25 protein-coding genes and 1 pseudogene are annotated in these 23,879 nt (G+C 74.1%); 11 read left to right on the top strand and 15 right to left on the bottom strand.

Annotated elements, in window-relative coordinates; genetic code table 11:
* Window positions 1–12: 12 nt before the first annotated feature.
* Together AC0OLQ_RS11560 and AC0OLQ_RS11555 are read right to left on the bottom strand one after the other, a co-directional pair.
* Window positions 13–687, bottom strand: coding sequence for a class F sortase (locus tag AC0OLQ_RS11560; RefSeq protein WP_484531321.1), 675 nt, complete (start codon window positions 685–687; stop codon window positions 13–15).
* Window positions 688–695: 8 nt separating this feature from the next.
* Window positions 696–1,310 (bottom strand): hypothetical protein, encoded by a 615-nt coding sequence (locus AC0OLQ_RS11555; RefSeq protein ID WP_484531320.1) that lies wholly within the window; start codon window positions 1,308–1,310, stop codon window positions 696–698.
* A gap of 131 nt (window positions 1,311–1,441) precedes the next feature.
* On the opposite strand from AC0OLQ_RS11555, the gene trmB reads away from it, so the two are divergent.
* The 3 genes from trmB to AC0OLQ_RS11540 all read left to right on the top strand — a co-directional run bounded on the left by trmB (window position 1,442) and on the right by AC0OLQ_RS11540 (window position 5,466).
* Window positions 1,442–2,146, top strand: coding sequence for a tRNA (guanosine(46)-N7)-methyltransferase TrmB (gene trmB, locus AC0OLQ_RS11550; RefSeq protein ID WP_484531319.1), 705 nt, complete (start codon window positions 1,442–1,444; stop codon window positions 2,144–2,146).
* Window positions 2,147–2,193: 47 nt separating this feature from the next.
* Window positions 2,194–4,698, top strand: a complete 2,505-nt coding sequence (locus AC0OLQ_RS11545; RefSeq protein ID WP_484531318.1) for a DEAD/DEAH box helicase — start codon at window positions 2,194–2,196, stop codon at window positions 4,696–4,698.
* A 120-nt stretch (window positions 4,699–4,818) separates the two neighbouring features.
* On the top strand, window positions 4,819–5,466 hold the full coding sequence (locus tag AC0OLQ_RS11540; protein WP_357333052.1) for a hypothetical protein: 648 nt from the start codon (window positions 4,819–4,821) through the stop codon (window positions 5,464–5,466).
* A gap of 57 nt (window positions 5,467–5,523) precedes the next feature.
* Here AC0OLQ_RS11540 and AC0OLQ_RS11535 read toward each other — a convergent pair whose 3' ends face one another.
* Window positions 5,524–6,183 carry a response regulator transcription factor gene (locus AC0OLQ_RS11535; protein ID WP_484531317.1) on the bottom strand — a complete coding sequence of 220 codons (660 nt, stop codon included), beginning with the start codon at window positions 6,181–6,183 and terminating at the stop codon, window positions 5,524–5,526.
* A gap of 64 nt (window positions 6,184–6,247) precedes the next feature.
* Between AC0OLQ_RS11535 and AC0OLQ_RS11530 the strand changes: the two genes are divergently transcribed.
* Genes AC0OLQ_RS11530 through AC0OLQ_RS11515 form a run of 4 tightly spaced genes read left to right on the top strand, consistent with a single transcriptional unit; the run spans window position 6,248 to window position 9,445 of the window.
* Window positions 6,248–7,018, top strand: coding sequence for a sensor histidine kinase (locus AC0OLQ_RS11530; protein ID WP_484531316.1), 771 nt, complete (start codon window positions 6,248–6,250; stop codon window positions 7,016–7,018).
* Between the two features lie 15 nt (window positions 7,019–7,033).
* Complete coding sequence (locus AC0OLQ_RS11525) at window positions 7,034–7,903, top strand: manganese catalase (protein ID WP_484531315.1); 870 nt, start codon at window positions 7,034–7,036, stop codon at window positions 7,901–7,903.
* A gap of 60 nt (window positions 7,904–7,963) precedes the next feature.
* A complete protein-coding gene (locus tag AC0OLQ_RS11520; protein ID WP_357333056.1) occupies window positions 7,964–8,158 on the top strand; it encodes a hypothetical protein in 195 nt (64 codons plus the stop codon).
* Window positions 8,159–8,185: 27 nt separating this feature from the next.
* Window positions 8,186–9,445, top strand: coding sequence for an Nramp family divalent metal transporter (locus AC0OLQ_RS11515; RefSeq protein WP_484531314.1), 1,260 nt, complete (start codon window positions 8,186–8,188; stop codon window positions 9,443–9,445).
* Between the two features lie 23 nt (window positions 9,446–9,468).
* On the opposite strand, the gene AC0OLQ_RS11510 is transcribed toward AC0OLQ_RS11515, so the two are convergent.
* The 6 genes and pseudogenes from AC0OLQ_RS11510 to AC0OLQ_RS11485 all read right to left on the bottom strand — a co-directional run bounded on the left by AC0OLQ_RS11510 (window position 9,469) and on the right by AC0OLQ_RS11485 (window position 15,253).
* Entirely contained in the window at window positions 9,469–9,705 is a 237-nt protein-coding gene (locus AC0OLQ_RS11510) for a hypothetical protein (protein WP_484532538.1), read from the bottom strand.
* Window positions 9,705–10,022 (bottom strand): annotated as a pseudogene (locus AC0OLQ_RS11505) (MFS transporter); the annotation flags it as partial. The pseudogene AC0OLQ_RS11505 and the gene AC0OLQ_RS11510, both read right to left, overlap by 1 nt.
* Window positions 10,019–11,797, bottom strand: coding sequence for an IucA/IucC family protein (locus AC0OLQ_RS11500; RefSeq protein ID WP_484531313.1), 1,779 nt, complete (start codon window positions 11,795–11,797; stop codon window positions 10,019–10,021). The pseudogene AC0OLQ_RS11505 and the gene AC0OLQ_RS11500, both read right to left, overlap by 4 nt.
* Before the next feature lie 11 nt (window positions 11,798–11,808).
* Complete coding sequence (locus AC0OLQ_RS11495) at window positions 11,809–12,369, bottom strand: GNAT family N-acetyltransferase (RefSeq protein ID WP_484531312.1); 561 nt, start codon at window positions 12,367–12,369, stop codon at window positions 11,809–11,811.
* Between the two features lie 29 nt (window positions 12,370–12,398).
* Window positions 12,399–13,691: a lysine N(6)-hydroxylase/L-ornithine N(5)-oxygenase family protein gene (locus AC0OLQ_RS11490; RefSeq protein ID WP_484531311.1), complete on the bottom strand. Its 1,293-nt coding sequence runs from the start codon at window positions 13,689–13,691 to the stop codon at window positions 12,399–12,401.
* A gap of 26 nt (window positions 13,692–13,717) precedes the next feature.
* Window positions 13,718–15,253 carry a pyridoxal phosphate-dependent decarboxylase family protein gene (locus AC0OLQ_RS11485; protein ID WP_484531310.1) on the bottom strand — a complete coding sequence of 512 codons (1,536 nt, stop codon included), beginning with the start codon at window positions 15,251–15,253 and terminating at the stop codon, window positions 13,718–13,720.
* Between the two features lie 356 nt (window positions 15,254–15,609).
* On the opposite strand from AC0OLQ_RS11485, the gene AC0OLQ_RS11480 reads away from it, so the two are divergent.
* Together AC0OLQ_RS11480 and AC0OLQ_RS11475 are read left to right on the top strand one after the other, a co-directional pair.
* Window positions 15,610–16,458 carry a penicillin acylase family protein gene (locus AC0OLQ_RS11480; protein ID WP_484531309.1) on the top strand — a complete coding sequence of 283 codons (849 nt, stop codon included), beginning with the start codon at window positions 15,610–15,612 and terminating at the stop codon, window positions 16,456–16,458.
* On the top strand, window positions 16,455–17,012 hold the full coding sequence (locus AC0OLQ_RS11475; RefSeq protein WP_484531308.1) for a GNAT family N-acetyltransferase: 558 nt from the start codon (window positions 16,455–16,457) through the stop codon (window positions 17,010–17,012). The genes AC0OLQ_RS11480 and AC0OLQ_RS11475 overlap by 4 nt, the downstream gene beginning before the upstream one ends.
* Window positions 17,013–17,066: 54 nt before the next feature.
* Here the strand turns inward: AC0OLQ_RS11475 and AC0OLQ_RS11470 are convergent, their stop codons facing one another.
* From AC0OLQ_RS11470 to AC0OLQ_RS11455, 4 genes are read right to left on the bottom strand one after another with little or no spacing between them, the layout of a single operon-like run.
* On the bottom strand, window positions 17,067–18,011 hold the full coding sequence (locus AC0OLQ_RS11470) for an ABC transporter substrate-binding protein (protein WP_484531307.1): 945 nt from the start codon (window positions 18,009–18,011) through the stop codon (window positions 17,067–17,069).
* 40 nt (window positions 18,012–18,051) lie between these two features.
* Complete coding sequence (locus tag AC0OLQ_RS11465) at window positions 18,052–18,894, bottom strand: ABC transporter ATP-binding protein (RefSeq protein WP_484531306.1); 843 nt, start codon at window positions 18,892–18,894, stop codon at window positions 18,052–18,054.
* On the bottom strand, window positions 18,891–19,937 hold the full coding sequence (locus AC0OLQ_RS11460; RefSeq protein ID WP_484531305.1) for a FecCD family ABC transporter permease: 1,047 nt from the start codon (window positions 19,935–19,937) through the stop codon (window positions 18,891–18,893). The genes AC0OLQ_RS11465 and AC0OLQ_RS11460 overlap by 4 nt, the downstream gene beginning before the upstream one ends.
* Window positions 19,934–20,980 (bottom strand): FecCD family ABC transporter permease, encoded by a 1,047-nt coding sequence (locus AC0OLQ_RS11455; protein WP_484531304.1) that lies wholly within the window; start codon window positions 20,978–20,980, stop codon window positions 19,934–19,936. The genes AC0OLQ_RS11460 and AC0OLQ_RS11455 overlap by 4 nt, the downstream gene beginning before the upstream one ends.
* Before the next feature lie 124 nt (window positions 20,981–21,104).
* Here AC0OLQ_RS11455 and AC0OLQ_RS11450 point away from each other — a divergent pair, with 124 nt between their 5' ends.
* Complete coding sequence (locus AC0OLQ_RS11450) at window positions 21,105–22,034, top strand: MerR family transcriptional regulator (RefSeq protein ID WP_357333067.1); 930 nt, start codon at window positions 21,105–21,107, stop codon at window positions 22,032–22,034.
* A gap of 16 nt (window positions 22,035–22,050) precedes the next feature.
* Window positions 22,051–22,410, top strand: a complete 360-nt coding sequence (locus tag AC0OLQ_RS11445) for a YciI family protein (RefSeq protein ID WP_484531303.1) — start codon at window positions 22,051–22,053, stop codon at window positions 22,408–22,410.
* 10 nt (window positions 22,411–22,420) lie between these two features.
* Here AC0OLQ_RS11445 and AC0OLQ_RS11440 read toward each other — a convergent pair whose 3' ends face one another.
* Entirely contained in the window at window positions 22,421–23,251 is an 831-nt protein-coding gene (locus AC0OLQ_RS11440; protein ID WP_484531302.1) for a phytanoyl-CoA dioxygenase family protein, read from the bottom strand.
* An 87-nt stretch (window positions 23,252–23,338) separates the two neighbouring features.
* Window positions 23,339–23,809, bottom strand: coding sequence for a cytidine deaminase family protein (locus AC0OLQ_RS11435; protein ID WP_484531301.1), 471 nt, complete (start codon window positions 23,807–23,809; stop codon window positions 23,339–23,341).
* Between the last annotated feature and the right edge of the window lie 70 nt (window positions 23,810–23,879).

Below are 23,879 nucleotides of genomic sequence, written 5' to 3'. Positions count from 1 at the left end.
CGAGATGCCCTCTCAGGGGTTGCGGGTGTCGAGGAGAGAGGCAAAGGCGATCACGTTGTCCTGGTAGCCGGTGCGGCCGCCGACCCACTCGCCGCCGCAGGTGATCAGCCGCAGCTCCGCCGGGCCGGAGTCGCCGTAGACCCGGTCAGCGGGAAGGTCGGCCTTGTCGAAGTACTCGACGGCGTCGACCTTGAAGGTGACCACGCTGCGGTCCGCCCGGGTCACCTCGATCCGGTCCCCCGGCTTCAGGTCGTGCAGCCGGTAGAAGACCGCCGGCCCGCTCTTGGTGTCGACGTGCCCGACGATGATCGCCCGGCCCGGCTCGCCGGGCACCGCCCCGCGGTCGTACCAGCCGGTCTGGTGGTGCTGGGTCAGCGGCGGGACCGCGATCGACCCGTCCCGCGCCTGGCCGACCGAGGTGACCGGGGCGGTGACCTTGATGGCGGGCACGGACAGGCGGACCGGGAGGCTGGCCGGCTCCCGCGCCCGGGTCGGCTCGGCGCTGCGCCGGCTCGACCCGGTCGCCGCGTCGGCCCAGTCGAACGGCCCGGCGGTCCGGCCCAGCCCGGCGCCGGTGGCGAAGACCCCGACCAGCACCAGCAGCACGGCCAGCGGCGCCGACCACGGGCTGCGACTACGAGCGCGGGCCGCTCGGGCGGTGGACTGGGGTGTGGGGTTCGCGGCCATGGCGGGGCTCAGCGCCGGGCGGCGCCACGGAGGGTGCGGGGCTGCCGGCGGGACGCGGCCACGCCGACCACCGCGCCGACCACGGTGATCCCGAGCCCGACCGGCACCAGCAGCCCGCCGAGGCCGCCGCCGGCGGTGCCGCCGAAGCCGGTCGCCGGCCCGCGGCTGGGCTCCACCCGCTTGACCACCTGGAGCATGGTGGACGCGGTCTGCCCGGCAGGGCACTCCAGCTTGACCCGGTAGTTACCGGGACGGGTGCGTTCCCGGACCATCGGCGAGGCGGTGAGCAGGCCGTGCTGCGGCTGCACCTGGATCCGGCCGAACGCGTCGGAGACGACCGTCGCCGGCACCGAGTTGTCCCGGCAGCTCGCCCGGATGCCGACCAGGAAGCCGGCCTCCACCGTGCTCGGGGTGACCTCCACGAAGATCACGTCGGCGGGCGACGGCTGCGTCCCCGGCTGGCCGGGCGCGGGCTCGGCGGCGCGCAGCGGGAGGGCGCGCAGCGAGACGGTGGGCAGTGAGACGGCGGGCGGGGCGGCCTGGGCGGGAACCGCGCCGACCAGCGGGGCGGTGCACGCGGCGGCCGCGACCAGCAGCGCCGCACGTCCCGTGACTGACCCCATGACCCCTCCCGGCACCCGCGCGGCGGTGTCGGGCGGCGGGCTACCCGTCCTGCCGTACAGGATGAATCCTCTCACCCCCGGCCGCACATCACATCCGATCCGCTCCGCCGGTCGCGTACGCTCGGGTCGCCGTGACCTCCACCGACTTCAGTGCCGCGCCGCCGGCCCACGCCGCCCGTATCCGCACCTTCCACCCGCGTCGCGGGCGGATGAGCGACCGGCAGCGCGACGCGCTGGCCCGGCTCTGGCCCGCGTACGGCCTGGAGATCGACGACCTGGACGGGCCGTGCGATCCGACGGCGCTGTTCGGACGGAGGGCGCCGCTGGTGCTGGAGATCGGCTCCGGCATGGGCGACGCCACCGCGGCGATGGCGGCCGCCGACCCGGACCGACACTATCTGGCGGTAGAGGTGCACACGCCCGGAATCGCCAACCTCCTCGAACTGGTCGAACGGCACGGCCTGGACAACGTCCGGGTGGCCAAGGGCGACGCGCTGGACCTGGTCCGGGCCATGCCGGAGGGCTGCCTGGACGCGGTGCACGTCTTCTTCCCCGACCCGTGGCCGAAGGCCCGCCACCACAAGCGGCGGATCATCCAGCCGGCGCACGTGGCGCTGCTGCGCTCCCGGCTGGCCCCCGTCGGGACGCTGCACTGCGCCACCGACTGGGCCGAGTACGCCGAGTCGATGCGGGAGACGCTGACCGCCGACCCGGGGCTGGTCGACGTGCACGGCGGTTTCGCGCCCCGCCCGGCGCACCGGCCGGTGACCAAGTTCGAGCGCCGGGCGCTGACCGCCGGGCGGGAGATCTTCGACCTGATCCACCGCCGACGCTGAACCCGGTTGGCGCGGCGGCCCATGATCCAGGCACGATGGGAGCCGCCATGACTCTCACCGCCGCGCTGCCGAAGAGCGCCGACCCCGACACCCTCTACGACGCGTTCGCCGGCTGGGCGTCCGAGCGCGGCCTCGACCTCTACCCCCACCAGGAGGAGGCGCTCATCGAGATCGTCTCCGGCGCGAACGTGATCATGAATACGCCGACCGGCTCGGGCAAGAGCCTGGTGGCGATCGCCGCGCACTTCGCCGCGCTGGCCGACGACCGGACCACCTTCTACACCGCGCCGATCAAGGCGCTGGTCTCGGAGAAATTCTTCGCCCTCTGCGAGGTCTTCGGCGCGGAGAACGTCGGCATGCTCACCGGCGACGCCAGCGTCAACGCCGACGCCCCGATCATCTGCTGCACGGCGGAGATCCTGGCCAACCTGGCGCTGCGCGAGGGCGCCCGGGCCGACGTCGGCCAGGTGATCATGGACGAGTTCCACTTCTACGCCGAGCCGGACCGGGGCTGGGCCTGGCAGGTGCCGATCATCGAGCTGCCGCAGGCGCAGTTCGTCCTGATGTCCGCGACCCTCGGCGACACCACCCGATTCGTGGACGACCTGACCCGGCGCACCGGCCGGCCGACCGCCGTCGTCCGCTCGGCGGAGCGGCCGGTCCCGCTCCTCTTCTCGTACGCGATGACGCCGCTGCACGAGACCCTGGAGGAGCTGCTGGCGACCAAGCAGGCCCCCGTCTACGTCGTGCACTTCACCCAGGCGGCCGCGCTGGAGCGCGCCCAGGCGCTGATGAGCGTGAACGTCTGCACCCGGGCCGAGAAGGACATGATCGCCGAGGCGATCGGCAACTTCCGGTTCACCTCGGGCTTCGGCAAGACGCTGTCCCGGCTGGTCCGGCACGGCATCGGCGTGCACCACGCCGGCATGCTGCCCAAGTACCGCCGGCTCGTGGAGACGCTGGCCCAGGCCGGCCTGCTCAAGGTCATCTGCGGCACCGACACCCTCGGCGTCGGCATCAACGTGCCGATCCGCACCGTGCTCTTCACCGGCCTGTCGAAGTACGACGGCACCCGGACCCGGCTGCTCAAGGCCCGCGAGTTCCACCAGATCGCCGGCCGGGCCGGACGGGCCGGCTTCGACACCCTCGGCCGGGTCGTGGTGCAGGCCCCCGAGCACGTCATCGAGAACGAGAAGGCCCTCGCCAAGGCGGGCGACGACCCGAAGAAGCGCCGCAAGGTGGTCAAGAAGAAGCCGCCGGAGGGCTCGATCGGCTGGGGCGAGCCGACCTTCCAGCGCCTGGTCGAGGCCGAGCCGGAGCCGCTAACCTCCAGCTTCCAGGTCAGCCACTCGATGCTGCTCAACGTCATCGGCCGCCCCGGCGACGCGTTCGCCTCGATGCGGCACCTGCTCACCGACAACCACGAGGACCGGGCCGCCCAGCGCCGGCACATCCGCCGGGCCATCGCCATCTACCGGGCGCTGCGGGCCGGCGGCGTGGTCGAGGAGCTGCCCGAGCCGGACGAGCAGGGCCGCCGGGTGCGGCTCACCGTCGACCTCCAGCTCGACTTCGCGCTCAACCAGCCGCTCTCCCCGCTCGCCCTGGCCACCATCGAGCTGCTCGACCGGGAGTCCCCGTCGTACGCCCTGGACGTGCTGAGCGTGATCGAGTCGATCCTCGACGACCCGCGCCAGGTGCTCTCCGCGCAGCAGTTCAAGGCCCGCGGCGAGGCGGTCGCCGCCATGAAGGCCGAGGGCATCGAGTACGAGGCCCGGCTGGAGCTCCTCGACGAGGTGACCTGGCCGAAGCCCCTCGCCGAGCTGCTGGACTCGGCGTACGAGATGTACCGGCAGGGCCACCCGTGGGTGGCCGACCACCAGCTCTCCCCCAAGTCCGTGGTGCGCGACATGTACGAGCGGGCCATGACCTTCCCCGAGTACGTCCAGTTCTACGGCCTGTCCCGCTCCGAGGGCCTGGTGCTGCGCTACCTCGCGGACGCGTACAAGACGCTGCGGCAGACCGTCCCCGAGGACGCCAAGACCGAGGAACTGGTCGACCTCATCGAGTGGCTGGGCGAGCTGGTCCGCCAGGTCGACTCCAGCCTGATCGACGAGTGGGAGCGGCTGCGCAACCCGTCCGACGTCGCCGAGGTGGCCGCGTCGCTGGACGACCGGCCGCCGGCGGTCACCCGCAACGCCCGGGCGTTCCGGGTGCTGGTGCGCAACGCGCTGTTCCGCCGGGTCGAGCTGGCCGGCCTGCGCCGCTGGGACCTGCTCGGAAAGCTGGACGGCGAGCACGGGTGGCACGCGGACGCGTGGGCGGACGCGCTGGACCCGTACTTCGAGGCGTACGACTCGATCGGGGTGGGACCGGACGCGCGCGGGCCGGCGCTGCTGATGATCGAGCAGGGCCGGGAGAAGTGGTCCGTACGCCAGATCCTGGACGACCCGGAGGGCGACCACGACTGGGGCATCAGCGCCGAGATCGACCTGGCCGCCTCCGACGAGGCGGGCGCCGCGGTCGTCCGGATCACCGACGTAGGGGCGCTGTAGAAACTCCGCGAAAACGGGCCGTCCGGGATGTCCGGGCGGCCCTTTTCGTACCCTGGGCGATGTCAGGCCCGTCGATTAGAATGTATGTACTAATCGAGCTTTTGACCTGGGAGGATGCTCGTGACTGCGCCCACCTCCGCCGCCCCTGTCACCCCCTACGCCACCCTCCTCGGGTTCACCCGCTACGTGGACCGCACCGGGCCCACCAAGGCCACCTTCGTCGGGGGCCTGCGCAAGCAGCGGGCCAGCCGGCACGGCTTCAACCCGCACGGCCAGTTCGTCAAGGCGCTCAAGGCCGACGTCGCCTTCCACACCGGCGGCACCCACCTGGCCCAGATCGCCGACCTGGTCAAGCCGCGCTGGCGCCCGCTCTACGAGGCACTGGTGCCCGGCGCGACCACCTGGCTGCACTCGCTCGGCGAGCCGGCCGGCGTCGACCTGGCCCAGACCCGCGACGCGCTGGCCATGCTGGGCGACCTGCCCGTGAAGATCAACCCGCAGTTCGGCGTGCGCTACGCCGACGGTCGCGCCGAGGCGATCCGGCTGCACTTCGACGAGACCCCGCCGAGCGAGGAGACCACCCTGGCCACGCTGCACCTGATGGCCCGGCACATGGACGCGGTCCTGCCGCACGCCGAGCCGGTGCTGGTCGACGTCCGGCGCGGCGAGGCCCACCGGATGCCGGCCGACGTCAAGCCGGAGCAGGTCGAGCAGTGGCTGGCCGGCGAGGCCGCCGCGTTCCGCGCCATCTGGTCCACCGCCGCCTGACCCGACCCGCCACGACGAGCGGCCGCCCTCCTTCCCGGGGGCGGCCGCTCGCTCGTGTCAGCGGTCGACCGGGGACGCCTCGTCGTCCAGCAGGCCGGCGCGCCCGGCCAGGGCGGCGGCCTCCACCCGGGTGGTCACCCGCAGCTTGCGCAGCAGCGCGGCCGTCATCCGCTTGACCGTGCGCTCCGAGGTGTGCAGGCGTTCGGCGATCTCCACCGTGCCCAGTCCGGCGGCCACCGCCCGGAGCAGCCGGCGCTCCTCGTCGTCGAGGTTGACCCCGGGCGTCCGGGTGGGACCGAGCAGCCGCCGCAGCAGGGCCCCGGGCAGCACGGCCCAGCCGTCCATGACGGCCAGCAGCGGCGGCAGCAGTTCCTCGGGCTCGCTGCTCTTCGGCAGGTAGCCCTCGGCCCCGCAGCGCAGCGCCTCCACCGCCGGCGCCGGGTCCGTCGAACCGGACATCGCGAGGACGCGCACCCGGGGGCAGGTCCGCCGGATGGCCGCGATCGCCCGCGCGCCCCCCGGTGGCGGCATGTGCAGGTCCACCAGGGCCAGGTCGGGTAGGCAGCGGCTGACCAGCGCGGCGGCCCCGGCGGCGTCGCAGGTGGAGCCGACCACCTGGGCCCGCCCGTCGGTGGTACTGGCCAGCAGCAGTTCCAGCCCTCGGACGAAGAGCGGATGGTCGTCCACCACGGCCAGCCGGACCGTCCCGTTGGTCATCCCGTTTCCCCCTCTTTCGGGAAGATACAGGGCAAATGTGAGCCGATGTCGGGAAGCTCGGTTCATGAGAGTGTCCCAGCCTGTCTCCCCACGACTGCCGAAGCCGCCCCGGCACGAGCCGCCGGAGCGGGACGAGCGGCTCATGGTCCGGGTGCTCTGTCACGAGCTGCGGACCCCCGTCCAAGCGCTGGCCGCGCTGACCCGGGCGCTCACCGAGGGCCGGCGGCCGCTGACCCCGCCGGAGCGCCGGTCGATCGCCGAGCTGGCCCACGAGCACGCCGTACACCTGCGGGACCTGCTGGACGACCTCGGCGACCCGCGTACCGCCCTCGGTGGCGGCGAGGAGCGGCTGGTCCCCCTGGCCCGGGTGGTCCGCGCCGTGGCGGGCGGCGCGCCCGGCCGCCGGCTGCGGACCCGGGTGAGCGGGACGGCCGCCCGGCTGGCGGTGCCCGAACGGCCGCTCCGGCAGATCCTCACCAACCTCGTCGACAACGCGGTGCGGCACGGCCCGGCGGGCGGCGAGGTGCTGATCCGCGCCACCGCGTGCCCCGGCGCGCTGACCGTCTCCGTGGTGGACCGGGGCGCGCCCGACGCCGCGCTGCTCACCGCGCTCGCCCATCCGGCACCGTCGCCCGCCGGGTCCGGTCTCGGCCTGTGGATCGTCCGCCGGCTCGTCGACTCCCTCGGGGGGACGCTGCGGGTCCGCCGGCCGCGCGCCGGTGGGCTGGCCGTCGAGGTCCGGCTGCCCGCCCCGCCGCGGGTCGGCCCCGCCGGGCCGCCGAACGGCCCCGGCGGGCCGCCGGATCGGGAACCCGGTGGCGACGACACCCCGTGACTCTGAGGAGATTCGATGTTCACGCACATGAAGGACCTGCAGTTCGAGGCGAAGCCGGACGGGCCGGACGCCGCGTTCGCCCGCCGGCTGCAGGAGATTCTGGGCGGCAAGTGGGGCGAGATGACCGTGGCCAACCAGTACCTGTACCAGGGCTGGAACTGCCGGCTGCCCGGCAAGTACAAGGACCTGCTGCTCGACGTCGGCACCGAGGAGATGGGCCACGTCGAGATGATCGCCACGATGATCACCCGGCTGCTGGAGAACGCCCCGCTGTCGCTCTCCGAGGCCGCCGAGGACAACCCGATGGTCGGCGCCATCTACGGCGGGTCGAACCCGGCCCACTTCATCCACGGCGGCGGCGGCGCGCTGCCCACCGACAGCAACGGCGTGCCGTGGAACGGCAACTTCATCACCGCCAGCGGGAACCTGATGGCCGACTTCCAGCTCAACGTCACCGCCGAGGCCCAGGGCCGGCTCCAGGTCTCGCGCCTGTTCAACATGACCGACGACCCCGGGGTCAAGAAGATGCTCCGTTTCCTGCTGGCCCGCGACACCATGCACCAGAACATGTGGATGGCGGCCATCGAGCAGCTCAAGGAGGACGGGCTGGAGGAGATGCCGGTGCCCGACGCGTTCCCGGACTCGAAGGAGTTCACCGAGAAGTTCAGCTACACCTACCTGGACTTCTCGCCGGGCCAGGACGCCGCCGAGGGCCGGTGGGCCTCCGGTCCCAGCCCCGACGGCAAGGGCGAGTTCCGCTACGACCACAGCCCGCGGGCGCACGCCCCGGAGCCGGTGCTGCCGCCCGGCGACCCGCGCCTCTACGGCACCAACCCGGGAATGGCCGGCAAGGTCGCCACCAAGGTCAAGAGCAAGCTCACCTGACGCCGCCGGCGCCGGGCCGACCCGCTCGGCCGGCCCGGCGCCGTCCTTCCGGGAGGTGCCATGTCCACCGCCAACCGCACCCGGCTGGCCGTCTTCGCCCTGCTGACGGTCGCCGCGGCGACCGCCGGGGCGGCGCTGCCGGCGGTCCTGGCGCTCGCCGGCGTCACGGTGCTGATCCCGGTCGCCGACGCGCTGGACCGGAATCCGGCGCCGGAGCCGGCCCGCCGGCCCGCGCCCGAGCGCGAACCCGCCTGATCCGTCCGCCCCGCCAAGGAGCAAACCGTGGTCACGAACGACATCACCATCGCGTCACCGCTGCGGACCGCCCGGGCCCGGGGCCGGGTACGCGGCCGCCTCATCCTGCTCGGGCCGGCCTTCGTGGCCGCCGTGGCCTATGTCGACCCGGGCAACTTCGCCACCAACTCCACCGCCGGCGCCCGCTACGGCTACCTGCTGGTCTGGGTCGTCGTGGCGGCGAACCTGGCCGCCATGCTGGTGCAGACGCTCACCGCCAAGCTCGGCCTGGCGACCGGGCGCAGCCTGCCCGAACTGTGCCGCGAGCGCCTGCCCGGGCCGGTCAACCGGGTCATGTGGGCCCAGGCCGAACTGGTGGCCATGGCCACCGACCTGGCCGAGGTCATCGGCGGCGCGGTCGCCCTCCACCTGCTCTTCGGCGTTCCGCTGCTGGCCGGCGGCCTCATCGTCGGCGCGGCCGCGTTCGCCGTCCTGGCGCTGCGCTCGCGCGGTTTCCGGGCCTTCGAGATCGCCATCGCGGTGCTGCTCGGGGTGATCGTCCTGGCCTTCGCGGTGAACCTGCTCACCGCGCAGCCCGACGTCTCCGCCGCGGCGGGCGGACTGCTGCCCCGGATGCACAACACCGACAGCATGCTGCTGGCCGCCGGCATCCTCGGCGCGACGGTGATGCCGCACGTCATCTACGTTCACTCGGCGCTGACCCCGAACCGCATCCCGGTGGCCGACGAGGCCGAGCAGCGGATCGTGGCCAAGGGCCTGCGGACCGACGTGCTGCTCGCCCTCAGCACCGCCGGCGCGGTCAACCTCGCCATGCTGCTCGTCGCGGCGTCCACCTTCCACGGCAGCGGCATCCCCGGCACCGACACCCTCGAAGGCGTCCACGCCGGCTTGGCCGGCACGCTGGGCGCGGTGGCGGCGCTCGGCTTCGCCGTCGCCCTGCTCTTCTCCGGGCTGGCCTCGACCAGCGTCGGCACCTACGCCGGCGAGGTCATCATGCAGGGCTTCCTGCGCCGCCGGGTCCCGCTGGTGGTGCGCCGGCTGGTCACCCTGCTGCCCGCGCTGCTGGTGCTGGCCGTCGGCGTCGACCCGACCCGGGCCCTGGTGCTGTCGCAGGTGGTGCTGAGCTTCGGCATCCCGTTCGCGCTGATCCCGGTGGTGGCCTTCACCCGTCGCCGGGACCTGATGGGCGGCCTGGTCAACCGCCCGGTCACCACCGCCGCCGCCGTGGTGATCACCGGTCTCGTGGTGGCGCTCAACCTCTTCCTGCTCTGGCAACTGGTCGCCTGAGCTCCGGGCTGCGCCCGGCGCCGTCACGGGTGCCGGGCGCGGTGCAGCAGGTACGCGGTGACCAGGCCGCCGGCCAGCAGGGCCGCCGCCCCCGCCGTCTGCCCGGTCTCCAGCGCCACCCGGAAGGCATCCCGGACCAGCCCGCGCTCGCCGTCCGAGCCGGCGGCGGCCAACGCGGCCGGAAACGAGCCGGCTCCGGCCAGCGCGGCCGGCAGGAGGGCGGCGAACCGCGCGTTGAGCACCGCGCCGAGCACGGCCACGCCAGCCCGGCGGCCAGCGAGCCGGCCCCGAACAGGACCAGCCCGACGAGCAGCATCCGCCGCCGCCCGTACCGGTCGGCCGCGCTGCCGGCGCTGATCAGCAGGCCGGAAAGGACCAGGGCGTACGCGTTGATGATCCACTGGATGTCGCTGGTGCTGGCGCCCAGCTCGGTGGTGAGCACCGGCACCGCCACGGTGAGCACGGTGTTGTCCAGCACCACGGTGACCTGGGCCAGGCAGAGCACGGCCAGGATCCACCAGCGGTGCCGCAGGACCTCCGGCCCGGCCGGGGCGACGGGCGCGGCGAGGGCGCTCACGGCCGCGGGGCGTACGGGGCGAGCGGGTTGGCCAGCGTCCCGACGAACTGGAGCGCCGCCGACGGGTCCGCCAGGTCGACCATCTGCTGGTTGTTGCGCAGTTGCAGCCGGTTCAGGCAGGAGAGCACGAACTCCGGGGCGAACAGGTCGTGTCGATCCGCCAGGTGGGGCACCGATTCCGTGTAGGCCCGGACGCACTCGGCCACGGTCCGCCAGAAGGTCTCCTCGTCGAGGACGCCCTCGATGACCAGGATCGCGTTGAGGTGCCGCAGGAACGAGTCGAACACGTCGGTGAAGACGCAGAGCACCTTCTCGTCCTCGGGCACGGCGGCGCGGATCCGGCGGACCGCCTCCGGCAGGTCGGCCTCCGGGTCCATCACCACGATCTCCTCGGCGATGTCCTTGAAGATCACCCGCTCCACCACGCCGTCGCGGAGCACCAGGATGACGTTCTCGCCGTGCGGCATGAACGCCAGGTCGTAGGCGTGGAGCGCGTGCAGCAGCGGCACCAGGTAGGCGTCGAGGTAGCGGCGCAGCCACTGCGCCGGGGCCAGCCCGGACCCGGCGATCAGCGCACCGGCGAACGAGCGCCCGGCCCGGTCGACGTGCAGCAGCGACGCCATGGTGGCCAGCCGCCGGCCCGGCTCCAGCCCGGGCACCGGGCTCTCCCGCCAGAGCGCGGCGAGCATCTTCCGGTACGGCGAGTACCGGTCGGTCGCCGCCTCGAACTGCCGGTGCCGGTAGCCGATCGCGGCCCGCTCCCGGATGATCGACAGCCCGGTCCGCCGAAACACCGGGTCGGCGGCGATCAGGTCGGCCAGCCAGTCGTTGATGGCCGGGGTGTGCTCCATGTACGCGGCGGACAGCCCGCGCATGAAGCCCATGTTGAGCACCGAGAGCGCGGTCTTCACGTAGTGCCGGTTCGGGTCGGTGACGTTGAAGAAGGTTCGCACCGACTGCTGGGCGAGGTGCTCGTCCGGCCCCTCGCCCAGCGGCACGAGGTGCCGCCGGGCCACCTCGCCGGCGAAGGTGACGGCCAGCTTGTTCCACCACTGCCAGGGGTGCACCGGCAGCAGCAGGTAGTCGGCCGGGTCGAGGCCGAGCCCGGTGAGGGTACGCGCGAAGCCCGCCAGGGTCTCCGTGCCGAGTTCGGCCCGCAGGTGGGTGTCGTAGTCCAGGTCGGCGGCGCAGGTGAAGGTGGTGTGGTTACGGTGTGCGGCGAGCCAGAGCAGCCGGACCGGCTGGCCGGCCTCCGGGGCGTACCGGTGGTGGTCGTGCACGCCGAAGCCGATCCGGCCGCTGTTGGCCACGAAGCACGGGTGGCCCTCGGTCATCGCCGTCTCGATCTGCTGAAAGTCCGCCCTGACCAGTTCGGCCGCGCCCAGCTCGGGCCGGGCCAGCTTGTAGGCGAGGGCGGCCAGGGTGGAGGTGATCTCCTCCAGGTAGACGGGCAGGACGGCGTCGGTGAGGCCGAGCGCGCGGCGCAGCTCCAGGCAGAGGTCGACGGCGTCCAGCGGCACCTCCCGCCCGTCGACGTGCCGGGTCAGGCCGGCGGGGTCGATCCACCAGTGGTTCAAGGTCAGCTGCCGGGCCGCGAAGCGGTACTCGGTGGTGCCGTCGTCGCTGCGTACCCGGTACTGGCCGGCGCCCTGCGGCTCGGGGGTGATCAGCCGTTCGTGGGCGAACTCGGCCAGCGCCTTGCGGACCAGTTGGCGGTTGGCGGCGGCCCAGAGCTCGGGGGTGAGGTGGTCGACGGCGGCGGAGGGGGTGGTCACGGGGTTACCTCTCAGCGGGTGGCGGCCAGGAACTGCTCGCGGGTGCAGACGCTGAGCAGGGCCGTCTTCTCGGGCTTGGTGATCGGGCCGACGACCGTGAAGCCGACGGCCGCGTTCAGCGCGTGCACGGCGGTGTTGCGCACGTCGGGCTCGACCACCACTCGGCGGGTGGCCGGGTCGGCGAAGAGCCAGTCCAGCACCGTGGTGATCACGGCGATGGTGAAGCCGTGCACCGGCGCCTCGGCGGGCGCGCAGAGAAAGTGCATCCCGACGTCGCCCTCGGCCGGGTCGTAGCGGCCGACCAGCTCGACCCGGGCCGGGTCGTAGCGCTCGGCGAGGAACGCCGGCCGGCCCTGCCAGCACCCGAGGTACGCGTCGTGGTGCGGGTGCGCGGCGATCCGCCGGTACTCCTCGGCCACCCGGTCGACGTCGGCGTCCTGCATCATCCAGAACACCGCCTTGGGGTGGGTGACCCAGCCGTGCAGCAGCGCGGCGTCGGTGTCCGGGTCGAGCGGGCGAAGGCTGAACTCGCCGAGGCGCGGGTCGTGCCGGCGGTGGGCGGGCGCGCTCACCGGGTCACCTTCCGTCCGCGACTGGGGGGTCACGAGGGCATCCCGGCGGGCGCGCCGAACTCCTGGAAGGTGATGCTCTTCTCGATCGGGTAGTGCTCGCGGCCGGCCAGCTCGCGGATGATCCAGGAGTTGCGGTAGGCGCCCATGCCCAGGTCGGGCGAGGTGACGCTGTGCGTGTGGGTGCCGGCGTTCTGGAGGAAGACGCCCCGTCCGGTGTGGTCGACGCTGTAGTTGCGGGCCACGTCGAAGCGGCCGTGGCCGTCGAAGCGGAGGCGGTCCCGGATCGGGTCGAGGAAGGCGGGCACCCGGTAGCGGTAGCCGGTGGCCAGCACCAGCCCCTCGGTCTCCAGGGTGAAGTCGCGGCCCTGCTCGACGTGGTGCAGCCCCAGCTCGTACGTCCCGCGCGCCGGGTCGTACGCGGCGTCGGCCAGCTCGGTGTTGGTGAGCAGCCGGGTGGGCACCGGGCCAGCGACGCTCTTCACGTAGAGCAGGTCGAAGATCGCGTTGATCAGCTCCGCGTCGATCCCCTTGAACAGCCCCTTCTGCTCCGCTTCGAGCCGGTAGCGGGTCGGCTCGGGCAGGGCGTGGAAGTAGTCCACGTAGTCCGGGGAGGTCATCTCCAGGGTGAGCTTGGTGTATTCGAGCGGGAAGAAGCGTGGCGAGCGGGTGACCCAGTTCAGCTGGTAGCCGTGGGTGTCGATGTCGGCCAGCAGGTCGTGGTAGATCTCGGCGGCGCTCTGGCCGCTGCCGAGCACGGTGATGCTCCGCTTGCCCCGCAGCGCCGCCCGGTGCTCCCGGTACCGGGAGTTGTGGATCACGTCGCCGCCCAGCCCCGCACAGGCCGGCGGCACGTGCGGCGGGGTGCCGGTGCCGAGCACCAGCCGGCGGGCCCGGTGGGTGACCTGCCGGCCGCCCACCCGGGCGTGCGCCACGTACCGGTCGTCGGTCGGGTCGTACTCGATCGCGGTGACCTGGTGTCCCAACCGGACGGTGGGCAGCTTGGCGGCGGCCCACCGGCAGTAGGCGTCGAACTCGCTGCGCAGCGGGAAGAAGTTCTCCCGGATGTAGAACGGGTAGAGCCGCCCGGTCTCCTTGAGATAGCTGAGGAAGGAGTACGGCGAGGTCGGGTCGGCGAGCGTGACCAGGTCGGCGAGGAACGGGGTCTGCAGGTGGGCGCTCTCCAGCAGCATGCCGGGATGCCAATCGACGTCGTCGCGGGCCTCCAGGAACAGGCCGTCGAGGTCGTCGATCGGGGCGGTCAGGCAGGCCAGGCCGAGGTTGTACGGGCCTAGCCCGACGGCGATGAAGTCGTGGGTCGACATGGGGTTCTCCAGGGGCGGGCGGCCGGTCAGCCGACCGGGCAGGACAGCTCGTCGGCGGTGCGGGTGCGGGCGTACCAGCCGGCGTGTTCGGCGATCAGGTCGAGGACCGCGGCGACGTCGTCCCCGGTGGTCTCCGGGTTGAGCAGGGTGAACTTCAGGTAGTGCTCGCCGTCGACCCGGGTGCCCGCGACGAGCGCGGCGCCGGAGGCGGCGAGCGCCTCGCGGGCGTACAGGTTGGCGTCGTCGACGAGCCCGGCGGCCAGGCCGGCGGGGCGCCAGCGGAACACCAGGGTGCTCAGCGTCGGCCGGGTCACCACCTCGAAGCGGGGATCGGCGGCGAGCAGGTGCCAGGCCTCGTCGGCCCGGTCGACCACCTCGTCGAAGAGCGCGCCGACCGCGTCCGCCCCCATGATCCGCAGGGTGAGCCAGAGCTTGAGCGCGTCGAAGCGGCGGGTGGTCTGCAGGCTCTTGTCGACCTGATTGGGGATGCGCTGCTCGACGGCGCGCGCCGGGTTGAGGTAGTCGGCGTGCCAGGTGGCGTGCCGCAGCGTCCGGCGGTCGCGGACCAGCACGGCGCTGGAGCTGACCGGCTGGAAGAAGGACTTGTGGTAGTCGACGGTCACCGAGTCGGCCCGCTCGATGCCGTCGAGCAGGTGCCGGCGGGTCGGCGAGACCAGCAGCCCGCAGCCGTACGCGGCGTCGACGTGCAGCCACACGCCGGCCGCCGCGCAGATGTCGGCGACCTGCGGCAGCGGGTCGATGCTGCCGAAGTCGGTGGTGCCGGCGGTGGCGACCACGGCCATCACGAGCAGCCCGTCCGCCCGGCAGCGGGCGATCTCCCAGGCGAGCGCGTCGGGGCGCATCCGCCGCTGCGCGTCGGTGTCGACCGTGCGCACCGCGTCGGGGCCGAGGCCAAGCAGCCGGGCGGCCTTCTGCACGCTGAAGTGGCCGGCGGCGGAGGTGAGCACCCGCAGCCGGGAGAGCGCCTCGGGTCCCGGGCGCAGGCCGGCCCGCGCCCGGGCCTCCTCCCGGGCGAGCAGCAGCGCCTGGAGGTTGGAGTGCGTGCCGCCGCTGGTGAACACCCCGTCGGCGGCGGGACCGAGCCCGATCCGCTCGGCCGTCCAGTCGATCAGCCGGCGCTCGATGAGCGTGCCGCCGGCGCTCTGGTCCCAGGTGTCCAGCGAGGAGTTGACCGCGGTCAGCACCGCCTCGCCGAGCAGCGCGGGGATCACCACCGGGCAGTTCAGGTGGGCCAGGTAGCGGGGGTGGTGGAAGTAGACGGCGTCGCGCAGGTAGACGTCGTGCAGTTCGTCGAGGGCCGCGCCGGGGTCGGGGAGCGGGCGGTCGAGGTCGACCGCCGCGACGCGCGGGGCGAGGTCGTCCGGGCCGACCCCGGTGAACGGCCGGTCGGCGGCGGCCACCCGGCGGGCGACCCGCTCGACCCCCTCGGCCAGCACGCTGCGGTAGCGGTCCAGCGAGCGGGCGGTGAACAGGTGGTCCCGGGGGGCGGCCGGGCCGGCGCCGGCCGAGGGGGCCGGAACGGTTGCTCCGGGCAGGCTCATGGGCAGTCCTCAGTGGTCGGAAGCGGACACGACGGCGACGGTGCGACGGCACGGGCGGTCCGGAGTCGATCGAAAGTTAGGCTACCCTAACCTAAACTTGCAGGGGTTAAGAGGTCGGATGCCGCCACGCCGAGATCGGTCCGGTCGGTGGCTGCCGACCGTGGCCCGGCGGGGAAGCGTCGCTGGTGGACCACGCCGGCCACGACGGCGAGACCCGACCAGCACGACGCAGGCGAGGGCGACCGCCGGGTAGCCCAGCCGGTCGGCCGCGGCCAGGCCGGCCGAGGCGGCCACGAACGAGCAGACCAGCCCGAACGAGGACAGCACGGGAGGCCAAGCCGGTCGAGGTGGCCTGGGTGGCGGTCTGCGCCAACGACCGCCGCGACGACGTGGTCGACGTCGGCGTCGACTTCGCGCCCCCGCACCGCGCCGGGCGGATCCGGGACCTGCTCGCCGCCGACGTCCCGTCCGACGCCGTACACGTCGACACCCGGCTGGCGGCCGGCCCGCTGCGGGCGCTGCTCGACCGGCTCGACCCGGCCACGCTCGACCCGGCCACCCGGACGCTGCTTCGGCGGCTGCGCGCCTGGGACGGCCGGATGGCCGCCGACAGCACCGACGCCGGCGCCTGGGCGGCCTGGCGGAGCAGCCTGGTCCGCCGGCTGCACGACCATCCCCGACTGCGTCCGCTGCGCACCCCGGCCCGCTACGATGCGCTGTTCGCGCCGTGGACCGACCCCCTCGCCCGGCTCGGGCACGCCCTCGACGGCCTGATCGCCGGGGCGGACCGGCTCGGTGTCGACCTCGACGCCTTTGCCGCGGCGGCGCTGGCCGAGGTGGCCGCGGCCGGTCCGGCCCCGGCGTGGGGCGCCCGGCACCGGCTGCACCCCGTGCACCTCGGCGTGGCGCCCGACGTCGACGCCGCCGTGGCCGCGATGCGCGACCGGGTGGCCCTCGGCGGCGACACCGACTGCGTGCTCGCCACCTCCAGCGCGCCCGGGGTCTCCGACGCCTGCTGGCGCGGCCCGGTGGCCCGCTACGTCTGGGACCTCACCGACCGCTCGCGCAGCCGCTGGGTGGTGCCGTTCGGCGCCTCCGGCCGGCCGGGCGACCCGCACTTCGACGACCAACTGCCGCGCTGGGCGGCCGGAGAGCTGATCCCGGTGCCCGACACCGACCTCATCGGAGAAGGAGACCCGTCATGACGTACCAGGAGAAGCTGCCCGACCTCGGCGAGCTGCGGCTCGTCCCGGTCGACCCGGCGGCGGACGCGGCGCTGCTGCACGGCTGGGTGACCCAGCCGTGGGCCCGGTTCTGGGGGATGGGCGACCACACCGAGGCCGACGTGCGGGAGGTCTACGCGTTCCTCGACGGCCTGGCCACGCACCACGCCTACCTGATCACCCTGGACGGGACGCCGGTCGGCCTGTTCCAGACCTACCAGCCCGAGGCCGACCCGGTCGGCGAGCGCTACCCGGTCCGCCCCGGCGACGTCGGCATGCACCTGCTGCCCGCACCGGGCCGACAGCTGCCCGGCCTCACCTCGGCGGTCGGGCCCGCCCTGGCCCGGTTCCTCTTCACCGATCCCACCTGGCGGCGCATCATCGTCGAGCCGGACGTGCGCAATGAGCGCGCGCTGCGCCGCCTGGAGCGCGAGGGCTTCACCTTCGACGCCGAGATCGACATGCCGGACAAGCGAGCTCAGCTCGCCTTCCTCACCCGCGAACGGTTCGAAACCGACCACCCGGTCCCGGCCTGACGACGACAGCGCCCGCCCGGCACGGGGCCGGGCGGGCGGGGACGGTGCGGTGGCTCAGGCGGCCAGGTACTTCTCCAGGTCGTCCAGGATCTTGTTGGCGGCGCCGACGCCGATGCCGGTCATCCACACCTCGTCGGAGACGACATGCGCCTTGCCCGCCTTCACCGCGGACAGGCCCTGCCAGAGGCTGCCGGCGGTCACCTTCGCCTGCTCGGCGGCGGCCTTCTCGCCGTACGCGGTCACGAAGACCACGTCGCCGTCGACCTCGTTGACCCGCTCGGGGCTGACCAGGTCGAAGCGCTTGTCCTCCTTGCCCTCCAGCAGCTGCCGCTGCGGGCGGCCCAGGCCGGTGTCACCGACCACGATGCCGGAGAACGAGTCCGGGCCGTAGACCCGGATGTTGCCCGGGATGAAGCGCACGATGGAGACCTTCCGCGACGACGCGTCGCCGAGCTTCGCGCCGAAGTCCTTCGCCCGCTTCTCGTAGGTGGCCAGCAGGTCCTTGGCCTGCTGCTCCTTGCCGAGGGCCTTGCCGTCGAGGAGGAAGTTCTCCTTCCAGGTGATGCCCACCTTCTCGGTGAAGACGGTCGGGGCGATGGCGGACAGCTCGTCGTAGAACTTCTCCTGACGGAACTTGCTGCCGAGGATCAGGTCCGGCTTGAGCGCGTTGATCGCCTCCAGGTCGGGCTCGGTGAGCACCCCGACCTCCTTGATGCCGGCGAGCTTGTCGGCGCCGAAGTAGGTGGGCCAGCTCTTCGCCTCGCCGGCGGTGGCCGCGCCGACCGGGGTCACGCCCAGCGACAGGGCGGTGTCGATCTTGTCGGTGTCGAGCACCACCACGCGCTTCGGCTCGGCGGGCACCTTGCTGGTGCCCATCGCGTGGGTGATCTCCCGGGTCTCCCCGGCGCTGGTGCCGGAGACGGGATCGCTCTTCCCGCAGGCGGTGAGGCCCACGCCGAGGGCGAGGGCCGCGGTGAGAGCGGCGGCGAGACGACGCATCAAAGGTCCTTTCCTTGACAGGTACGGGGTCGGCGCGCGGTCAGGCGTCGCCGACGGAGGTGCCGGCCGGGGCCGGCGTGGCGGCCGGAACGGCCGAGGTCTGGGTGAGGGCGGGCACGACCAGCGGGGCGCCGGTCACCGGGCAGGGCACGACCACGCAGTCGAGCCCGAAGACGTCGCGCACCAGGTCGGCGGTGAGGATCTCGCGCGGCGGGCCGGCGGCGACCACCGCGCCGGCGCGCATGGCGACCAGGTGGTCGGCGTAGCGGGCGGCCTGGTTGAGGTCGTGCAGCACGGCCACCACGGTCCGGCCGCGCTCGGCGCGCAGCCGGTGCAGCAGGTCCAGCACCTCCACCTGGTGGGCCAGGTCGAGGAAGGTGGTCGGCTCGTCCAGCAGCAGCGCCTCGGTGTCCTGGGCCAGGGTCATGGCGATCCATACCCGCTGCCGCTGCCCGCCGGAGAGGGTGTCCACCGGCCGGTCGGCGAGCTCGGCCACGTCGGCCATGGCCATGGCCGCCTCGACGGCCCGGCCGTCCTCCGCGGACCACTGCTGCCACCAGCGCTGGTAGGGCTGGCGGCCCCGGCCGACCAGGTCGGCCACGGTGATCCCCTCGGGCACCAGCGGGCTCTGCGGCAGCACGCCGAGCCGCCGGGCCACCTCGCGGGTGGGCAGGTCGCGGATCGCCGTGCCGTCCAGCAGCACCGCGCCGCGGCGCGGGGTGAGCAGCCGGGCCATGGTGCGCAGCAGGGTGGACTTGCCGCAGGCGTTCGGCCCGACGATCACCGTGAACGCGTCGGCGGGCAGGTCGAGGTCCAGCCCGTCCAGGACGGTCCGGGTCTCGTAGCCGACGACCAGGTCGCGGGTGGACAGCATGGCGGTCACGACCGCCTCCCTCGGGTCCGCAGCAGCAGGAAGATCAGGTACGGGCCGCCGATCGCCGCGGTGAGCACGCCGGCCGGGAGCTGGGTGGGGGCGAACAGCCGGCGCCCGGCCAGGTCGGCCAGCACCAGCAGCAACGCCCCGAGCAGGGCGGCGCAGAGCAGCGGCGGCCGCTCCGACCGGACCAGCCGCCGGGCCACCTGCGGGGCGACCAGCGCCACGAAGTCCACCGCGCCGACCTGCGCGGTGACGGCGGCGGCGGCCAGCACTCCGGTGGCGGCCAGGCCGACCCGTCGGGCCACCGGGCGCAAGCCGATCCCCCGGGCGGTGTCGTCGTCCAGCGCGGTGCTGCGCAGCGCCCAGCCGGCCCAGAGCAGCACGGGCAGCAGCACGGCGAGGGTGCCGGCGATCCAGGCCGCCTCGGACCAGCCCTTGCCGGCCAGGGTGCCGATCAGCCAGAGCTGGGCGCGCAGCCCGTCGATCGGGTCGGCGGCGAGCATGACCACCTCGGTCAGCGCCCGGAGCGCGAACGCCACCGCCACGCCGGCCAGCACGAAACGCTGCGCGGCCAGGCCGTGCCGCGCCCCGAGGGCGAAGACCAGGACGGCCGCCGCCAGGCCGCCGAGCAGTGCCGCCGGGGCCACCAGGACCGCGGCGGCGCCGCTGGTCAGGGCCACCGTGGCGGCCAGGCCGGCGCCCTGGGTGACGCCGATGACGTCGGGGCTGGCGAGGGGATTGCGGGCCACGCTCTGGATCAGGGTGCCGGCCACGCCGAAGGCCGCCCCGGCCAGCGCCGCGAGCACCGCGCGGGGCAGTCGCAGGTCGAGCACCACGAGGTCGTACGGGGTGCCGGCGCCGGAGAGCGCCCGCAGCACGTCGGCCGGGGCCACGTACGGGGTGCCGAGCGAGAGGCTGAGCACCATGGCGCCGACGAGCAGCACGAACAACGTGACGGCGACCAGCACCGGCCGCCGCCGCACCGGCATCGCCAGCGGCCCGACCCGCACCAACACCCGCCCCGGCAGGGCGGTGGTCGAGGTGCTCATGCCGTCACGACCTTGGCGCGGCGGACCAGGAAGGCGAGCAGCGGGGCGCCGACCAGGGCCGTGATGATGCCGGCCGGGACCTCGCCGGGCGGGGCGACCAGCCGGCCGACCACGTCGGCGCCGAGCACCAGGGCCGGGCCGAGCAGCGCGGCGACCAGCAGGGTCCACCGGTGGTCGGCGCCGACCAGGGCCCGGGCCAGGTGCGGCACGGCCAGCCCGACGAAGGCGATCGGCCCGGCGGCGGCCACGGCGGCGCCGGTGAGCAGCACCCCGCCGGCGCCGGCCGCGAGGCGGACCAGGGCGATCCGGTGGCCGAGGCCCCGGGCGACGTCGTCGCCGAGGGCGAGCGCGTCCAGGCCCCGGGCGGCCAGCGCCGCGAGGAGCGTGCCGGCGACGACGAACGGGAGCACCTGGCCGGCGACGCCGACGTCCCGGCCGGTGAGGCCGCCGACCACCCAGAACCGGTACTCCTCGAAGGTGCGGGCGTCGATGCTGAGCAACGCGTACACGACGGCGCCGAGACCGGCGTCGAGGGCCGCGCCGACCAGCGCGAGGGTGACCGGGCTGGCGCCCTCGCGGGTGCGGTTGGCGACGGCGAAGACCAGCAGGCCGGCGAGGAGCGCCCCGGCGATGCCGAACCAGACGTATCCGGTGAGCGTGCTCACGCCGAAGACGGCGATGGCGAGCACCACCCCGAAGGACGCGCCGGCGCTGACCCCGAGGATGCGCGGCTCGGCGAGCGGGTTGCGGGTGACGGCCTGGAAGAGCACCCCGGCCAGGGCCAGGGCGATCCCGACGACCAGCCCCAGCGCGGTGCGCGGCAGCCGCAGCTCGCGGACCACGGTGGTGGCGTCGCCGCCGTCCGGGGCGACGAGGGCGTGCCACACCTGGTCGACGGGGAGGTGGCGGCTGCCGAGCGCCAGGCTGGCCAGCAGCGCGACGATGAGCAGGAGCGCCGCCGCCAGGGTGACCGCGAGGCGGCGGGGCACGCCGCGGCGGATGGGGGCGTCGGCCCTGGCGGGCCGGACGGCGACGGTGGTCACTGGGGGTGTTCGCCTCTCGGATTAGGTACGCCTTACCTTAACCGAGCTGGTTAGGCAGGCCTAACTCGGCTTCGTCGATGCGGGGGTTGCGCCTCCACCAGGGGGAGGCGGCAGGGTGGGCGGCATGGACGGTGCGACGCGCTACTCGATCGGTGACCTGGCCCGGCGGGCCGGGCTGCCGGTGAAGACCATCCGCTTCTGGTCCGACCGCGGCATCGTGCCGCCGACCGACCGCGGCCCCACGGGCCACCGCCGCTACGGCCCCGACGCCCTGGCCCGCCTGGAGCTGGTGCGGACGCTGCGCGAGCTGGGCGTCGACCTGTCCACGGTGCGCCGGGTGGTGGAGCGGGAGGTCGGCCTGCCCGAGGTGGCCGCGGCGCATGCCGACGCCCTGGCCACCCAGATCCGGGTGCTGCGGCTGCGCCGCGCGGTGCTGACCGTGATCGCCCGGCGCGGGTCCGACGGCGCCGAGGCCGAACTCCTGCACCGGCTGGCCGGGCTCGCCGAGGCGGAGCGACGGCGGCTGGTCGACGAGCTGCTCGACGGCGCCTTCGCCGGCCTGACCGAGGCCGGATTCGCCGGGATCCGCCGCTCGCTCACGCCGGAGCTGCCCGACGACCCCGCCGACGAGCAGGTCGAGGCGTGGGTGGAGCTGGCCGAGCTGGCACTGGACCCGGACTTCCGGGCCGGCCTGCGCCGGCTCGCGGAGCAGCACGCGGCCGACCGGGCCGGCGCGCCGGGCGTCCGCCGGGACGCCGTCGCCGTGGTCCGGGAGGAGGTCGGCCCGGCGCTGGCCGCCGGCGTCGACCCCACCTCGCCCCGGGCCGACCCGGTCGTCGCCGCGGCCACCGGCCGGTACGCGCGACTCTGCGGCCACCCGGACGACGCCGACCTGCGCCGGCGGCTGCTGGACCGGCTGGAGTCCGCCAACGACCCGCGCCGGGAGCGGTACCTGCGCCTGCTCTCGGTGGTCAACGGCTGGCCGCCGGTGGAGAGCCTGACGCCGGTGCTCGACTGGTCGATCCGCGCGCTGCGGGCCCGGGCCACCGGCTAGCCCCTACCCTGGGGGCATGCGATTCGACCAGCACACCGTGGTGCTCCTGGTCCGCCCGGACGACGCGCCCGACCTGCCCCAGGACGCCCTCGACCGGCTCCAGGACGCGCACCTGGCCCACCAGGCCGGGCTGGTGGATCAGGGCGCCGTTCTCGCCGCCGGCCCGTTCCTTGGCGGCGACGACGAGCGGATCCGCGGCATCGCCGTGCTCTCGGTGGACCCGCAGATGGCCCGCGAGCTCTACGCCAACGACCCCGCGGTACGCGCCGGGCGGCTGGTCGCGCAGGTGCTGAGCTGGATGGTGCCGGAGGGCAACATCCGCTTCGAGCAGGTGCCGGTGCCCCGCTCGATGCTCGAGGCCGCCGCGGGCGACTGACCGGGCCGCCTCACTCAGCGCCCATCACCAGGCCCTCGATGGTGTGCTTCTGCCGGATGGGTTCGAGGGTGTCGACCACCGGGCAGCGCAGGTGGGCCCGGACGAGGTCCGGCAGGCGCGCCCAGTAGTCCCGGGTGACCGCCATGTCGTGGTGGGCGGCGTTGCCCGCGCCGGGGGCGTCGACGCCGAGCACCAGCACGGGCCGGGCCAGGTCGCTGACGTTCGGGGTGCCCCGGTGGATGGTGAGCGCGGAGCGCGCCGAGATGTCGCCGCGCTGCGGATACTTGCGCACCGCGCGGGCCTCGTAGCGGGGGTAGCGGTCCTTCGGCGGGAACATCTCGTGGTCGAAGTCGCAGCCGTCGTCCCACTGGGTGCCCGGGGCGATCTCGAAGGGACCCATCTCCTCCACCGTGTCGACCGTGGTGAGGTTGAAGGCCAGCGAGGTGAGCCGGCGCCGTAGCCGGGTCTCCTCGGGCATCGGGAAGTCCCGGTGCCACGGTTGCGTCATCGCGCCGGGGAACGGGATGTCGAAGCCCAGTTCGACGATCTCGTAGTCGGGGCCGAGCACGGCCCGGCACACCGACACCACCCACGGGTGGGTGACCAGGTCGACGAAGCCACGCAACTGCTCGGGGTGGATCTCGACGTACCACCGTTCGGGGCCGCGCCCCACCGCGCCGTCGGGCCGGGACCGGGCCTCCCGGAACGCCGCGTCGACGTCCTCGCCGACCTGCTCGACCCAGTCGACCGGGAAGGCGCCGCGGCAGGCGGTGATGCCGTCGCGGTAGAGGTCGCCGAGGGCCTCGACCGGGGTCTCGTCGTCGAGCACGTGGGATGTCATCGGGCCTCCTCGTCGGCGGACGACCCGAGTATTACAACGTTGTAGAGGGCTCGCAAGACCTACCGGCGCGGGCTCCTGCGCGGGCGATCAGTCCTCGGCGGCCTGGCGGCTGCCGGGCACCACCGGCATCGGCCACACCCCGGTCCGCGGCGGCCCGACCGGGACCTCCACCTGGTGGTCCGACCAGACATACGTCTCCGGCAGCAGGTCGGTCACCGGGACCGCGCGCAGCGCCTCCGGCGGGCCGACGATCACCCGGATCGACGGAAAGTAGTCGAGGAGCACCTGCCGGCACCGGCCGCAGGGCGGGATGACGCCCCGCCCCCTGCCCCCCACCGCGACGATGGTCTCCAGATCCCCGCCGCCCTGGGTGGCGGCGGCGCCGATGGCCACCACCTCGGCGCACGGGCCGCCGGTGAAGTGATAGACGTTCACACCGCTGAAGACGCGGCCGTCGGTGGTCCGCACGGCGGCGGCGACCGTGTGGTTGTCGCTGCGGCAACGCAGCTTGGCGACGGCCATCGCGGCCTGCACCAGTGCCCGGTCGGTGTCGCGCATGATCCATCCCGTCCCGTCGTCGGCCTCGCTCGGCGAAAACTCTAGCCGGGCGGGATGGCGCGACCCGGGA

The sequence above is a fragment of the Micromonospora sp. Utrum1 genome (genome assembly GCF_057197805.1).
This window is presented reverse-complemented; position numbering and strand designations above follow the sequence as displayed.